Origin of the sequence: uncultured Anaerotruncus sp. (genome assembly GCF_902490045.1) — a bacterium.
Classification (GTDB): Bacteria; Bacillota; Clostridia; order Oscillospirales; family Ruminococcaceae; genus Anaerotruncus.
In genome coordinates this window covers 1-14,545 of record NZ_CABUCJ010000060.1, presented here as the reverse complement: position 1 = coordinate 14,545, position 14,545 = coordinate 1, and the positions used below count along the sequence as shown (strand labels likewise).

Below are 14,545 nucleotides of genomic sequence, written 5' to 3'. Positions count from 1 at the left end.
ATCCGTGTCACGGGCGCCGCCGACTTTGGCCGCAGGCCAACCGGAGGCGGCGCGGGGGTCAAGGGGGTCTCCCCTTGCGGCTTCTTTCCCCTATTTCTTGTCCGTACAAGAAATAGGGTCGCTGTCGGTCGACTACCGACAAACTACGCCGCTCACTGAGCGGTAAGCCTAAGAGGCCTCCGGTCGACTACCGGCAAGCTCCGCCGCTCGATGGGCGGCAAAAAAGGAGCCCCTCCCGTTCGGAGGGGCTCCTTTTGATCCGCGGGAAAAACTCAGGCGTTCGCTTTCTGGGTGCGCACGCGGCGGATTTCCTCGGTGAAGAGGGGCACGATCTTGCAGACGTCGCCGACCACGCCGTAATCCGCGACCTCGAAGATCGGGGCGGAGGGATCCTTGTTGATCGCAATGATGATGTCGCTCTCCTCCATGCCGGCGAGATGCTGAATGGCGCCGGAGATGCCGCAGGCGATGTAGAGGTTCGGGCGGACGGTCTTGCCCGTCTGGCCGACCTGGCGGTCCTTCTCAACCCAGCCGGCGTCGACGCAGGCGCGGGAGGAGGAGATGGTGCCGCCGAGCTCGTCGGCGAGCTCTTCAAGCAGCTTGAAGTTCTCGGGGCAGCCCATGCCGCGGCCGCCCGAAACGAGTACCTTCGCATCCTGGATGTCCATCTTCTCGCTGACCTTCTTGATCACCTCGAGGATTTCGACATTCTTGCGGGAGGCGAGGTTCGGGACCTCGAACTTCTCGACCGGGCACTCGGCCCCGTCGATCGGGGAGACGCGCTGCATGACGCCCGGGCGGACCGTCGCCATCTGCGGACGGTGGTCGGGACAGAGGATCGTCGCCATGATGTTGCCGCCGAACGCCGGACGGGTCATCATGAGGTTCTTGGTCTCGGGGTCGATCTCCAGCCCGGTGCAGTCGGCGGTCAGGCCGGTGTGCACGCGCGCGGAGACGCGCGGGGCCATGTCGCGGCCGATCGCGGTCGCGCCGCAGAGGACGACGGCGGGCTTTTTCGCCTGGATGACCTCGTACATCGCCTCGACGTACGGCTCGGTCATGTAGGTTTCAAGCGCGGGGTCGTCCACGACAATCACGCGGTCCGCGCCGTAGCGCGCGAGCTTTTTGGACAGGTCGGTCACCTGGTGGCCCAGCAGGACCGCCGTCACCTCGGTGCCGAGGTCGGCGGCGAGCTGTTTGCCCTTGCCGATCAGCTCGTAGGAAACGCCGGTGATCTTGTTTTCGACCTGCTGCGCGAAGATGAATACGCCTTTATAATCAGAAACAGCCATTTCGTTCACCACTTTCCTCACAGAATGAATTTTTCTTTGAGCCTGTCGACCAGCCAGTTGGCCGACTCCTGCGGGTCGAGGGTCACGACGGTGCCCTTGCCCTTGACGGCCTTGGTGAACGACTTGAAGACCCGCGTCGGGGAACCCTTGAGGCCGATGTTGCCGTCGTCGACCTTGAGGTCGGGACGGGTCCACACCTTGACCTCTTTCTCACGGTAGGCGTCGAAGATGCCGCCCGGGGTCATGTAACGGGGCTCGTTCAGCTCGCTGAGCGCGGTGATCAGGCAGGGCATTTTTGCCTTGAGGATGTGGTAGCGGTCCTCATACTGCCGCTTGACGATCACATAGCCATCTTCGACCTTGAGGTCCTCGGCATAGCTGATGTTGACCAGCCCCAGATGCTCCGCGATCTGCGGGCCGACCTGGGCGGTGTCGCCGTCGATCGCCTGGCGGCCGGTGATGATGAGGTCGTATTCGAGGTTCTCGAGCGCAGACGCGATGGTCGACGAGGTCGCCCAGGTGTCCGCGCCGCCGAACGCGCGGTCGGTGACGAGGACCGCCTCGTCCGCGCCCATCGCCAGCGCCTCGCGCAGCGCCAGGTCGGCCTGCGGCGGGCCCATCGAAACGACGGTGACATGCGCGCCGTACTGGTCCTTGAGACGCAGCGCGGCCTCGAGCCCCGCCTTGTCGTCCGGGTTGATGATGCTGGGAACGCCTTCACGGATCAGCGTTCCGGTCACCGGATCGAGCTTGACCTCGTTGGTATCCGGGACCTGCTTAATGCAAACGACTACTTTCAATTCCTGCAACTCCCTTCTACTTCAAGAACGATCCGGAAATGACCATACGCTGGACCTCGCTGGTGCCCTCGTAGATCTCCGTGATCTTCGCGTCGCGCATCATGCGCTCCACGGGGTAATCCCTCGTATAGCCGTAACCGCCGAAGAGCTGCACGCACTTGGTGGTGACCTCCATCGCGGTCTCGGCGGCGAACAGCTTGGCCATCGCGGCGTCGACCGAGAAGCGCTTCTTGGTGTCCTTGGCCACCGCGGCGCTGTAGACGAGCAGGCGGGCGGCCTCGATCTTGGCCTTCATGTCCGCAAGCTGGAACTGGGTGTTCTGGAACGCCGAAATCGGGCGGCCGAACTGCTTGCGCTCCTTGACGTACTTGACCGTCTCGTCGAACGCGCCCTGCGCGATGCCCAGCGCCTGCGCGGCGATGCCGATACGGCCGCCGTCGAGGGTGCCCATCGCGATGCCGAAGCCCTTGCCCTCCTGCCCGAGGAGGTTCTCCTTCGGGACGATGCAGTTTTCAAAGATCAGCTCGCAGGTGGAGGAGCCGCGGATGCCCATCTTGAGCTCCTTTTTGCCGATCGAGAAGCCGGGGAACTCCTTTTCGACGATGAACGCGGAAATGCCGCGGTTGCCCTTGGATTTATCGGTCATCGCAAAGATGACGTACACGTCCGCCTGGCCGGCGTTGGTGATGAAGATCTTGGAGCCGTTGAGCACATAGTGGTCGCCGTCAAGCACCGCCTTGGTCTGCTGGCCGGAGGCGTCGGTGCCGGCGCCCGGCTCGGTGAGACCGAACGCGCCGAGCTTTTTGCCCTGCGCCATCGGAATGAGGTATTTTTCAATCTGCTCGGGGGTGCCGTACTTTTTGATCGGGTCGCAGCCGAGCGAGGTGTGCGCCGACACGATGACGCCCGTCGTCGCGCAGACCTTAGACAGCTCCTCGACGCACATCGCGTAGGTCAGCGTGTCGCAGCCCTGGCCGCCCAGCTCCTTCGGGAACGGGATGCCCATAAAGCCGTATTTCTGCATCTTCGCGACCGTCTCGGCCGGGAAGCGCTCTTCCTCATCCACTTCCTGAGCAAGGGGCTTCACTTCCTTTTCCGCGAAGTCACGGAAAAGCTGTCTTGCCATCTCCTGCTCTTTGCTGAGTACAAAGTCCATGCAAGTTCCTCCCTAATTTGTTTTATTTCCTGCGAAAGCTGCCCGCGCCAAACCGCGCGGCACAACGGATGCGCCGCGCGGCCTGCGGAGCGGGAGCGGATTTACTTGGAGTAGTCGTAGAAGCCCTTGCCGGTCTTGCGGCCGAGCGTGCCGCCGCGGACCATCTTGCGGAGCAGCGGGTGCGGGCGGTATTTCGGATCGCCGAACTCGTTGTAGAGCACTTCCATGATCGCCAGGCAGACGTCCAGACCGATCAGGTCGCCGAGCGCGAGCGGGCCCATCGGGTGGTTCGCGCCGAGCTGCATGGCGGAGTCGATGCCCTCGACCGACGCGACGCCCTCGGCGTAGATGCCGATCGCCTCGTTGATCATCGGGATGAGGATGCGGTTGACGACGAAGCCGGGGGCCTCCTTGACTTCGACCGGGGTCTTGCCGATCTCCTTGGAGATGGCGACGATCTTTTCGACCGTCTCGGGAGCGGTGTGCAGGCCAGCGGTGACCTCGACCAGCTTCATGACCGGCGCGGGGTTGAAGAAGTGCATGCCCACGATCGCGCGGTCAAGCCCCTGGGACATCTCGGTCAGGGAGAGGGAGGAGGTGTTGGAGGCAAAGATCGCGTCCTTTTTGCAGATCGTCTGCAGCTTGGCGAAGAGCTCCTTCTTGAGGTCCATCTTCTCGAGCGCCGCCTCGACGACCAGGTCGCAGTCGGCCACCTTGTCGTTGAGCCCGGTGGTGATCTTCGCCAAAATCGCGTCCGCCTTCTCCTGTTCCATCCTGCCCTTGGAGACGAGCTTGGTCAGGGACTTTTCGATCTTCTTCTTGCCGCCCGCGGCAAATTCCTCGGTGATGTCGCAGAGCACGACCTCGTAGCCGTCGGTGACCGCGAATGCCTGCGCGATGCCGGAACCCATCGTTCCCGCGCCGATAACGCCAACTTTCATTTCATTTACCTCCATATGTATCTTTTGGGGATTTACTTGTTCTCGAACGGGGCGGGCTTTTCCTTCGCCACGAACGCCTTCATCGCGTTCTGCTGGTCGGCCGTCTCAAAGCAGCTGCCGAACAGCTCCTCCTCGATCGCGATGCCCTCGTCGATCGAAACCTGCAGGCCGTCGTTGATCGCCTTCTTGGTGGCGCGCACCGCGATCGGCGCGTTGCGGGCGATCTTTTCGGCCAGCTTCATCGCCTCGTCCATCAGGCTCTCGAGCGGGACGACGTGGTTGACAAGCCCGAGCGCGAGCGCCTCGGGAGCCTTGATCTTTCCGGTGGTGTAGAGCAGCTCCTTGGCCTTGCCCACGCCGATCGTGCGGGCAAGCCGCTGGGTGCCGCCGAAGCCGGCGGTGATGCCGAGCGAAACCTCCGGCTGCGCGAACACCGCGTTCTCCGACGCGATGCGGATGTCGCAGCTCATGGCCAGCTCGCAGCCGCCGCCGAGCGCGAACCCGTTGACCGCCGCGATGACCGGCACCGGCAGCGTTTCGATCTTGCGGAAGATGTCGTTGCCCTTCTTGCCGAACGCCCTGCCCTCGGCCTTGGTGAGCCCGGACATCTCGGCGATGTCGGCACCCGCGACGAACGCCTTCTCCCCGGCGCCGGTGATGATGACGCAGCGGGTCGCGTCCGTGTCGATCGCGTCGACGACCTTCTCGAGATCGCCGAGCACCTCGCTGTTCAGCGCGTTGAGTGCCTTGGGCTTGTCGATCGTGACCACGCCGACGAAGCCCTTCTGTTCGTAGGTGACGTAACTCAAGGTATTGCCTCCGTTCCTGTGTTTTTTTGCTGTTTCACAACTTTCAGGCACCCGGAACCCCGGATGCCTGGAAGCGTTTGATGCGGATTTACTGGATGTTCTCGACGACCGTCGAGCAGCCCATGCCGCCGCCGATGCAGAGGGTCGCAAGCCCCATCTTGGAGCCGCGCTTCTTCATCTCGTGCAGCAGGGTGACAAGGATGCGGCAGCCGGAAGCGCCCACCGGATGTCCCAGCGCGAGCGCGCCGCCGTTGACGTTGACTTTGGAGGCGTCCCAGCCGAGCTCGATGCCCACGGCCAGAGACTGCGCGGCAAACGCCTCGTTCGCCTCGATGAGGTCCATCTGGTCGATCGTGAGGCCGGTCTTGTCAAACAGCTTCTTGGTGGAGAAGGCGGGGCCGATGCCCATGATGGAGGGGTCGACGCCCGCGGTCGCGCCGGCGACCCATTTGGCCATCGGCTTGATGCCGAGCTCCCTGGCCTTGTCGGCGCTCATGACGACGATCGCGGCGGCGCCGTCGTTGATGCCCGAGGCGTTCGCGGCGGTCACCGTGCCGCCCTCCTTGAAGGCCGGGCGCAGCTTGGCGATGCCCTCGGCGGTCACGCCGTCGCGGGGGAACTCGTCGGTGTCGAACAGGACGGTCTCCTTCTTGACCTTGATGGGGACCGGGACGATCTCGTCCTTGAACTTGCCGGCCTTGCGGGCGGCTTCGCATTTCTGCTGGCTGGAAGCGGCGAACGCGTCCTGCATCTCGCGGGTGACGCCGTATTTCTCGGCGACGTTCTCCGCGGTGATGCCCATATGGTAGTCATTGAAAGCGTCCCAGAGGGAGTCCTTGATCATGCAGTCGATCAGCTTGCCGTCGTTCATGCGGTAGCCGTAGCGCGCCTTGTCGAGCGCGAAGGGGGTCGCGGACATGTTCTCCATGCCGCCGGCAACGATGATGTCCGCCTCGCCCGAAGCGATCATCGCGGCCGCGATATTGACGCATTTGAGGCCGGAGCCGCAGACGATGTTCAGTGTCTGCGCGGGAACCTCGATGGGCAGACCGGCCTTGAGGGCGGCCTGGCGCGCGACGTTCTGGCCCTGCGCGGCCTGGAGCACGCAGCCCATAAACACTTCGTCAACCTGCTCGGGTTTCACGCCCGCGCGGTTGAGGGCTTCCTTGATCACGATAGCACCGAGCTGCGCGGCGGGGACACCCGTGAGGGAACCGCCCATTTTGCCGATTGCGGTGCGGCAGGCACCGGCCAATACGATTTCCTTTGACATGTTGACGCCTCCGATTTTTCTTGAAATTATCAGGTTCCGGGCCGGACCGGCCCTTCGTTTACCAGTATACTACAAGGGTTTTGAAATTGCTATATTTTTAACAAACTTTTCACGATTTTTATAAGTTTGTCTAAATCTCCCCCCTCGCCCGAAACCGCTTTTATGCACTTTTGAAATAAAAGGCCCGAAAGCCCCTGTTCATGCGGGTTTGAGAGGAAAATTCCGGTCATTCCCTCCGCTTAAAAAGCGTGAGCTCCACCGTGTCGGGGCCGATCTCCAGCCTGCGGCAGTCGACCATCTGCCCGATCAGGTGCAGCTCGCTGTCCTGTCCCAGTCCACTCACCCCCGCAAGCTGCCAGAAGAATTCCTCGAGGCCCTCGTTTTTTTCCGCTTGGTTGAGGAACCGGTCGAGGTCGTTCACCTTCTTGCTCTCCGCGGGGTCGTACCGGCTTTTGAGGGAGAGCTCGTAGCCGTCCTCCAGCTTGCGCAGGTCCATCTGCACCCCGTCCGAGCCGACGCTGAAAAAAAACACGATCAGCTCGTCGATCACCTTCGTCATCTTCCTCGCCGTGGCTTCCATATCGATTCCCCCTGTTATTCCCGGTCCCGGCGCAGCGCCTCGATGAGCGGCACCAGCACGATGCACACGAGCCCCGCCGAAAAACCGTTGTTGTAGAGATTGAGCCCCCCGTGCAGGAAGCCGGTGTTGAGCACCACCGAGGCGTGGATCACGCCCGCGGCGATCCCCCACTTCCAGCCGAACTGCCCCGCGATGGGCGCGAGCCCCGTCGCGAAGAGCGCCGCCAGCAGGACGTTGGGGTCGCGCAGCGACCACACCATGAAAAAGGAGCTGAGCACCACGCCGAGCACGACGGGGGTGATGTTCTTCAGATGCTTGCCGAACGCGCCGAACCCGCAGATCGTAAAGACGCCTCCGATCGTCGGGCCGTTGAGGTCGCCGCCCACCGCCAGCACATAGACGGCGGCGGCCGCGCCGATGATCCCCATGTTGATCAGCGTCACGGGCAGGCCGTCGAGCTGGACGAAATCGGCCACGAGGCGGCCCGAATGGCGGGTGATGCGCGCGACGTTCCGGAAGCTGCGCCCGTTCCAGCAGAAGCCCGCCAGCACCATCAGGGCGAACAGCCCGAACAAAAAGACGGCGAGCGGCAGGTTGTTGCCGGTGCTCCACGCGAGGCGCGCTTCGAAGGTGTGCCCGAAGGATTTGAAAAAGGAGGCGAGCACCATGCCGACCAGCCCCGCCGTAAAGCCGACGTTATAGAGGTTGTAGCCCTGGTGCACCCGCAGCGTGAAGGAGGCGACGGCGGGCAGCAGAAAGCCGATGACCACGCCGATGCCGATCCCGAGCAGGTACCAGAGCAGCTTGTCCCGTTCGCGGCCGACGGTGACGATCTCCGAGACGACGGGCGCGAGCGCCGTGCCGAAGAGGGAGATGTAGACGTAGCGGCCGAAGTGTTCCTTCCTGTAGCGGGAATAGAGCCACCCGCCGAAAATAATCGGGAAGATGTTCCAGACATCCTTGCCGAAGAGGGAGAACCCGGCCATCAGAAAGAGGCTCGCCACGCTGATGCCCGAAAAGCTTATCTTCACGGCGCGCAGGATGCCGATCGACAGCAGCGTCACCAGGCCCGCGTTGACAAACGCGGCCCCCATGCCGCCGACGCTGATCGAGTCGGTGATCAGCCCCGCCTGGGTGCGGATGATTTTCCAGATGCCCGATACGATGCCCGCGGGCGTGTCCCACAGCAGCCCGAAGCCGATCAGCGCCAGCGCAAAGGCCGTCATCGCCCAAAAGAGGTAACGTCCCTGCCGCTCCGGGTGATAGGTCAGCAATCGGTCCAAACCCTTCTCCCTCCATCTCCGGTGTCTCGATCCATTTTAACATACCCATGCCGGTGGAAAGGCGAATATTCTGTAAATTTTCACGTCCGCCGGATGAACTCCGCCCGGCAGCGCGGACAGGTGATGCAGATCTTCCCCTTCCCGCGCGGCACCCGCATCTTCTGTCCGCAGGAGGGGCAGCGGAAGCGCCGGTGGGTCCGCGCGTCCCTCAGGGCGTCCCCCCAGGAGGCGAAGCGGCGCGCCAGCGGCTGCCACAGCGCCATGAAGCGGCGGTTCTCCTCGTAGCGGCGCCCCGCGTCCCGCGAGAAAAAGCGCAGGAAAAAGACCGCCAGCAGCACAAACGCCAGCGTCCAGAAGAGCCGAAAACCCGTCGCGCGGCGCAGAAGCATCGAAACCGCCGCGCCTGCCAGCAGCGCCCAGCCCAGCCCGTCGAGCCCCCGCCTGCCCGGCATCATCCGCCGAAACCAATCCATCCGGTGATCATCCTTTCCGGTTGTCATTCCACTCCGCAGTGTAACATGTCCCGGCTTCCGTTGCAAGGGCCTCCCGGGGGACGGGAAAAGCGGCAGGCCCCGAACGAAAAAAACGACCGGATCAAAAAGGGACGCCCGCGGGCGCCCCTTTTTGCTATGTCTTTTTCCCGCGCGCCCGGCGGAGCAGATCGGCCAGCGTCAGGTCGGACGGCGCGTGCTCCCGGAAGCCCTCCCCCGAAATCTCGCCCGCGTCCCCCACGATCACAAACGCGTTCGGGTCGATCGACCGCACAATGTCGCCCGCCTTGCACACCTCGTAGCGGCGCACCGCGCAGAGGAGCAGCTCCCCTTCCCGGCCGCTGTAGCCGCCCCGCGATTTGAGGAAGGTCACCCCGCGGTCGAGGTCGCCGAGGATCTGGCGCGCGATCTCCTCGTTTTTGTCCGAGATGATGTAGAGCATCTTTCCAGTGCCCACGTCGGTGCCGTAGAGCACCGTATCGATCAGCTTGGTCGCGACGAAGATGACGATCAGCGCGTACATCGCGCTCTCCAGGCTGCGGTAGACGATCCCCGACAGCGCGACGATGAGGATGTCGATGCACATCATGAGCTTTGCCATCGAGATATGGCGGAAGCGCCGCCCGAGCAGGCGCGCGATCAGGTCGGTGCCGCCCGTCGTGCCGCCGCGCATGAAGATGAGCGAGAGCGCGAAGCCCTCCGCCACCCCGCCGAACACCGCCGCGAGGATTTCGTTGCCGAGATAGGGCTCGATGACGAAGCTCATCAGGTCGATGGCCGCCGAGGAGAGCAGCGTTGCCGCCACCGTCTTGACCACGAGCTTGTAGCCCACCGAGGATATCGCCCACACGAACAGCGGGATATTCATCAGAAAGATCACCGTCCCGATCGGCGTGCCGAACAGGTAGTTGACCAGGGTCGAAAGGCCCGTCAGCCCGCCCGGCGCGATATGGTTTGGCGCGGTGAACATATTGACAGAAACCCCGTAAAGCAGGCTGCCCGCCGCGAAAAAGGCAAGGTCGGTCAGCCGTTCCCCCCTGGCGCTCTTCGCCCTCCACATGGCGCTTCCCCCTTTCATCCGTACCGTATTATTCTACCCGGATTTTGCGGGAAAGTGAAGTTCCGCGTGATAATGCGCAAAAGCCCCGCCGTTGGCGGGGCTTTTGCGAAAACTTATTGGAGGAGCGTATCGAGCGTGTCGGTCAGCTCCTTCAGGAGCGCCGCGTCGCTGGCGGTGTAGCAGAGGTCGTAGCCGATGCTGTCCACCGAGATCCAGATTTCGCCCTTCTCGTCGAGGAAACGGTTCGGGATCTGGAGCGTGTAATAGTCCTCCCTGCCCTCCTCAAAGCTCATGGAAATCTGGTAGTTGTTATAGGACCGCACCTTTTCCATCTCGTCCCCGTTGAACCGCTGCACGGTGCCGACCTTGACGTTTTTCAGCCTGGCGCAGAGGTCGAGGATTTTGTCGCGCTGCTCCTGGGACACGGAGGAATCGAAGGATGCGTTTCCCTTTGTGAACACGTCGCCGGCCAATACGGCCCCCGAAAGCTCCACCTTCGTGACGCGGTAAGGGTTCATGTAGCCGAGCCATTCGATGTTCGCCGGGTAGTTCTGCTGGCAGCGGGTCATCACGTCGTAGAGGGGGGCGAGCTGTTTTCCGTCCGCCTGCCAGCCGTCCGACTGGAGGACGCCGTCCGCATAGCACCAGTAGTTATAGCGGTCGCCGTTTTCCATCAGCACGGTCAGCAGCCGCAGGCCGTCCTCCTCGCCGCGCTCCGCCTTCATGGGCGCGACGGTGAGCGCGTTCAGCGCGCTGATGACCGCGGTTCGGTCGTTCGGGTTCGTAACGGCGTAACTGGCGTGCAGCTCGCGGTTGATGACCTGGACGTCCTGCACCTGGTCGATATCGTGGTTGAAGCTCCGATCCTTCGGGATTGTTTTGTCGGCGGCGAGCGTGGGGACTGCAAGGGCGGTGACGAGCAGCGCGGCCGCGAGCAGGGACGCGAAGGTGGATTTGAAATGTTTTAACATGGTGACGCCTTCTTTCTTAAATGTAAAAATATTACTAATTTTATATAATTTACCATTTCGAAGGACAAAACGGCCTCCCCCGTCCTGATAACGAGCCCGATGGAGTTCCCCGCGCGGGCGGCGGGGACGCCGCCCGCCTCGCAAGCGCGTCGGCCAGCACATCCAGCGTTCCGTCGCCGGTGGTCTCATAGGCGAGATGGTAGCCCGGGATGCTGCTGACGAGAATTTCAACCGACCCGTCGAGGTAGACCGACACCGTGTATTCCACAACGCCGTCCTCAAAATTGAGCACAACCCGGAAGACCGGATCGCCGCGCGTCTCCCCCGGCGGGAGCGTCTCGGTGGAGGAGGGCTCGACCGTCACCGCCTTGAGCAGCGCGGCGACCTCCATGATCGCCTCCCGCTGCCGCTCCGAGGTCAGCGCGCGGTAACGCCCGTGGGAGTCCTCCGTGCAATTGTCAATCGCCATCTCCGTGATGCGGTAGGGGTTCATATAGCCCAGCCACTCGGCGGTGGCACGGTTTTCGCCGTAGGTCTCCTTCTCGATCTCATAGAAGATGTCGTAGAGCGCGCGCAGGCGGGACGCGTCGGCGAGCGGCGTCTCCCCCTCCATCAGCAGGTTGCTGTGGCACCAGAAATCGTATTTCGTGCCGTCGAGCAGGCGAACCTGCAAAAGCCGCAGGCCCGCTTCGTCGGGCGTGGCCGAAAGGTCCTCCTGCGGGGTCAGGGAATTGAGCCGCGCGAGCACCGCGTCGCGCCGTTCGCCCGTCACCGCGCAGCAGGTGCGGCTCTCCCGGTCGATGAGGTTCATCTCCATGACCTCGCCGTAGGGAATCCGCAGGCAGGGCGGGTTCTCCCCGTTGAGCGGCGGCAGGTCCGCCGCAGGAGGGGCCGTCCGCGCCTCCCGCGCGGCGGGGGAAGAAAGCTGCGGCGCGGCGGATTCGGCGGGGGTCTCTATCGGGGCGGGCACGCTCTCCTCGGGGGCGAGCAGCCCGATCGCGTAGGCGCGGAGCGCGGAGACGTCAGCCTGATAGACGTAGACCGTGCTCTTGTCCGCGAGCTTGGGCACCGTGCCGCTCAGGCGGATGCTGTCCGCCCGCAGGGAAGCGGCGATCCGTTTCCCGTCCTTGCGCGTGATCACGATCTCGACCGGCTCGGATTCCCGGTCGGTGCTCTCCCAGCCGAGGGTGAGCTCCTGAAGCCCCGCGATCACCTCGCCGTAGCCGTCGGGCGGGATTTCCGCCTCGGGGGAGCCGCCGAACTCCCCGTAACGGACCCGCATCTCCGCCACGTCCTTCTCCCGCAGCGAGCCGAGCACGCTGTAGGTGAGCTTCATGTCCGCGGCCACGTCGCCGGGCACCTCCGCCGCGGAGGATTCGGCGTCCGGGGCGGATGGCGCGGCCTGCGCCGGTGAAACCTGCGGGTTGGTGAGAAAGACGACCGCGAGTCCCGCGACGACCGCAACCGCGATGATCGTTATAATGACCGTGTTTTTCCTGACGTGCATGATCGATTTGACCCTTTCCTTGAGCGCGCACTCCCCGAACGCGAGAAACCCTCCCGCAAAGGCGCTGCGGCTTCGTTCCGCCATATTCACGAGGCTGTAGGCGTATGCCTTCCGGTCGGTTTCCGGGCGGCGCACGACCGCTTCGTCGCAGGACGCCTCCATGTCGGTGACGTACCAGCGGTAGAACATCCAGACGAGCGGATTGAACCAGTGCAGGTAGAGCGCGAGGGTGGCCAGCGCCTTCCAGAGGTTGTCATGCCGCCGGATGTGGGTGAGCTCGTGGGTGACGACGTGCGCCACGTCCTCCTCCTCCACGAGTCCCGAAAGCACCAGCCGGGGACGGATGAGCCCGCAGACCACCGGGCTTGGAAAGAGGTCGCTCACATAGAGCCGCACCCGTTCCGGCCGGACCCCCACCCGCCGGAAGATTTCATCGATCGCGGGGGTGTGCGGGAGCCGGCGCGCCCGCCGCAGGCGGTGCATCGTGTAGAGGTAGCAGAAGAGGCTGTAGAGGAGCAGGAGCACCGCCCCGCACAGCCAGACGGCCGACAGGATCGTGGTCAGCGGGACCTTCGCCGGGGCGACGACCGGATGTTCGGCGGGGGCGTCCGACCCTGTCCCTTCCCGGATCTGCAGGGTCGGGAAGTCGACTGCCGCGCCGGGGTCCTCCACGAAGCGGAGGGAGGCGCGCCCGCCCGTCTCGACGGTGCGCGCGGCGGGGATGGCGTTGTAGGCGCTCACCGGCGAGGGCACCGAAAAGGGCGCCAGCAGCCGCACGAGCACGAGCCCCCACAGCAGGCAGAAGGTCCAGCGGGGCAGCCTCCCCTTGAGGAGCGCCCGCAGCAGCAGCACCGCCGCGCCGAGCACCGAGGCCGCCAGCGACATATTCACAAGGCGCAAAAACAGGTCTTCCATAGCTTCCTCCCGCGGCAGCAGCTTTTTTCAGGCGCGGCTGCCGCCCCACTCCACCACGGTGAAGCCCCGGCGGACAAAGCCGCCCTCGAGCTTCTGCTCCCGGATGGGCCGCGGCGCGTCCAGTCCCCGGTAGACCATGTGCACCCGCAGCAGGCTGTCGGGCGCGGGGGAGATCTCCATCGGGGCGAGCCGCTCGTATTGTTCTGTGGAAAAGGTGATGAGATTGCAGGCGTTTTGCTGCATCTCCGGCAGCCAGTAGTCGAGGAATTCTTCCATCTCCCCCGCGTTCAGCCCCAGATGGGCGAGCTTTTCGCGCAGGAACCGTTCGGTGTCCGCGCCCGCCACGCAGAAGCCCTCGGAGAAGTCCCAATCGACCGGCGCGTTCCCCTCCCAGAAGAGGTAAGGATAGGCCTTCCCGTCCGCCTTGTCCACGAGGACGCCGCCCGGACGGGCGGTGACCTCCCAGCCGTCCCGGTAGGCGGGGATCGTCTCGCTGAAGGTCCCGCGGTAATCCACCTTCACCGACACGTCCGTCGGCCGCTCGGGATAGAGGTAGACGACCGGCTTTCCGGTCAGCGGGAGCACCCTGCCCGCCGCGATGTCGTCCAGCTCCCGCAGCGTCGTGTCCTCATGCTTGAGGGGGTAACGGAGCGCGTAGTCCATGTCGCTCGCCGTGACCAGCAGGGCGGCTTCGTTCACCTCGACGCGGTAATGGATGCCGGTGGCAAAGTCGATGTCGATCCGCGCGGCCCCCCTGAGGCGGCTCTCCGTCCCGACCCGTTCCACACTGCCCGGCTTGACCGAGATATCCAGCCCCGACAGCGCCCAGCCGAACCGCTCGTTATCGGGCAGGTAGGCGGTTTCGTTTTCGCCGTCCGACGAGCGGAAGGTAATCCCCGTCACACGGGATTTGCGGATGACCCTGAGCCAGCTCGGGAACCAGAATCCCTCCTCCATGCGCGCCCGCTCTAGTTCGAGGAGTTCGGCGTAGGCCTCCGGGTCGACGCGGTAGCGGGCCGGCTCCCCCGCGTCGGCGGCAGGGAGCGATTTCGTGACCTCCAGCCCTTCGGTATGGAAGGTGTAGGTGTATTTCGTGTCGTCCTCCAGCTCGAGGATCAGCATGTCGAAGTCGGAAAGGCGTTCCCCGATCTCATCGGCGGGTTCCGGCGCGAGCTTTTGGAGATAGTATGGCGTCTCCCAGTCGCTCCCCACGGCCACCTGGTCGGAATAGCGGTAAACCGAGCCGCCGTTTACCCGCACCCCGCCGCACAGGAATATCCCCGAACCGGGTTCGCCGGTGAAACTGAAGCCGTCCGGAAGGACGGCCGCGGACGCGGCGGCCGGGGGCAGATCCGCCTCCGCCGTGGCGGCGGGGATGCTCTCGGGGGTCGGCGCGTCCGCCTCGGGGACGCTCGCCGGCGCGGACAGGGGTTCCGGCTCCGGCGCGGGTTCCGGTTCGCCCGCCTG

At 64.1% G+C, this 14,545-nt stretch carries 12 protein-coding genes and 1 pseudogene; all 13 read right to left on the bottom strand.

All coding sequences use genetic code 11. From position 1 onward, the window contains the following. Positions 1–272 precede the first annotated feature (272 nt). A complete protein-coding gene (locus RDM88_RS07860; RefSeq protein ID WP_308754312.1) occupies positions 273–1,292 on the bottom strand; it encodes an electron transfer flavoprotein subunit alpha/FixB family protein in 1,020 nt (339 codons plus the stop codon). Positions 1,293–1,309: 17 nt separating this feature from the next. Continuing rightward, entirely contained in the window at positions 1,310–2,092 is a 783-nt protein-coding gene (locus RDM88_RS07855) for an electron transfer flavoprotein subunit beta/FixA family protein (RefSeq protein ID WP_308754311.1), read from the bottom strand. Positions 2,093–2,108: 16 nt separating this feature from the next. Continuing rightward, the gene (locus tag RDM88_RS07850; RefSeq protein ID WP_308754310.1) at positions 2,109–3,248 is read right to left on the bottom strand and encodes an acyl-CoA dehydrogenase; all 1,140 of its coding nucleotides are present in this window, start codon (positions 3,246–3,248) and stop codon (positions 2,109–2,111) included. A 101-nt stretch (positions 3,249–3,349) separates the two neighbouring features. Next, positions 3,350–4,189: a 3-hydroxybutyryl-CoA dehydrogenase gene (locus tag RDM88_RS07845; protein WP_308754309.1), complete on the bottom strand. Its 840-nt coding sequence runs from the start codon at positions 4,187–4,189 to the stop codon at positions 3,350–3,352. Positions 4,190–4,221: 32 nt separating this feature from the next. Beyond that, positions 4,222–4,998, bottom strand: coding sequence for an enoyl-CoA hydratase-related protein (locus RDM88_RS07840; RefSeq protein ID WP_308754308.1), 777 nt, complete (start codon positions 4,996–4,998; stop codon positions 4,222–4,224). Positions 4,999–5,086: 88 nt separating this feature from the next. Next, a complete protein-coding gene (locus tag RDM88_RS07835; RefSeq protein WP_308754307.1) occupies positions 5,087–6,271 on the bottom strand; it encodes an acetyl-CoA C-acetyltransferase in 1,185 nt (394 codons plus the stop codon). A 226-nt stretch (positions 6,272–6,497) separates the two neighbouring features. Further along, entirely contained in the window at positions 6,498–6,851 is a 354-nt protein-coding gene (locus RDM88_RS07830) for a hypothetical protein (protein WP_308754306.1), read from the bottom strand. Positions 6,852–6,865: 14 nt separating this feature from the next. Further along, positions 6,866–8,134: a DUF1576 domain-containing protein gene (locus RDM88_RS07825; protein ID WP_308754305.1), complete on the bottom strand. Its 1,269-nt coding sequence runs from the start codon at positions 8,132–8,134 to the stop codon at positions 6,866–6,868. Between the two features lie 80 nt (positions 8,135–8,214). Further along, positions 8,215–8,607, bottom strand: coding sequence for a hypothetical protein (locus RDM88_RS07820; RefSeq protein ID WP_308754304.1), 393 nt, complete (start codon positions 8,605–8,607; stop codon positions 8,215–8,217). A 154-nt stretch (positions 8,608–8,761) separates the two neighbouring features. Then, positions 8,762–9,685: a YitT family protein gene (locus RDM88_RS07815; protein ID WP_308754303.1), complete on the bottom strand. Its 924-nt coding sequence runs from the start codon at positions 9,683–9,685 to the stop codon at positions 8,762–8,764. Between the two features lie 113 nt (positions 9,686–9,798). Next, the gene (locus tag RDM88_RS07810; protein ID WP_308754302.1) at positions 9,799–10,656 is read right to left on the bottom strand and encodes a hypothetical protein; all 858 of its coding nucleotides are present in this window, start codon (positions 10,654–10,656) and stop codon (positions 9,799–9,801) included. Positions 10,657–10,705: 49 nt separating this feature from the next. Continuing rightward, positions 10,706–13,078 (bottom strand): M56 family metallopeptidase, encoded by a 2,373-nt coding sequence (locus RDM88_RS07805; RefSeq protein ID WP_308754301.1) that lies wholly within the window; start codon positions 13,076–13,078, stop codon positions 10,706–10,708. Between the two features lie 27 nt (positions 13,079–13,105). Continuing rightward, positions 13,106–14,545 (bottom strand): annotated as a pseudogene (locus RDM88_RS07800) (hypothetical protein); the annotation flags it as partial.

Coding starts and splice junctions, on each gene's coding strand:
- RDM88_RS07835 (WP_308754307.1), bottom strand. CDS start 6,271: ATGTCAAAGGAAATCGTATTGGCCGGTGCCTGCCGCACCGCAATCGGC.
- RDM88_RS07820 (WP_308754304.1), bottom strand. CDS start 8,607: ATGGATTGGTTTCGGCGGATGATGCCGGGCAGGCGGGGGCTCGACGGG.
- RDM88_RS07810 (WP_308754302.1), bottom strand. CDS start 10,656: ATGTTAAAACATTTCAAATCCACCTTCGCGTCCCTGCTCGCGGCCGCG.
- RDM88_RS07805 (WP_308754301.1), bottom strand. CDS start 13,078: ATGGAAGACCTGTTTTTGCGCCTTGTGAATATGTCGCTGGCGGCCTCG.
- RDM88_RS07850 (WP_308754310.1), bottom strand. CDS start 3,248: ATGGACTTTGTACTCAGCAAAGAGCAGGAGATGGCAAGACAGCTTTTC.
- RDM88_RS07830 (WP_308754306.1), bottom strand. CDS start 6,851: ATGGAAGCCACGGCGAGGAAGATGACGAAGGTGATCGACGAGCTGATC.
- RDM88_RS07845 (WP_308754309.1), bottom strand. CDS start 4,189: ATGAAAGTTGGCGTTATCGGCGCGGGAACGATGGGTTCCGGCATCGCG.
- RDM88_RS07815 (WP_308754303.1), bottom strand. CDS start 9,685: ATGTGGAGGGCGAAGAGCGCCAGGGGGGAACGGCTGACCGACCTTGCC.
- RDM88_RS07860 (WP_308754312.1), bottom strand. CDS start 1,292: ATGGCTGTTTCTGATTATAAAGGCGTATTCATCTTCGCGCAGCAGGTC.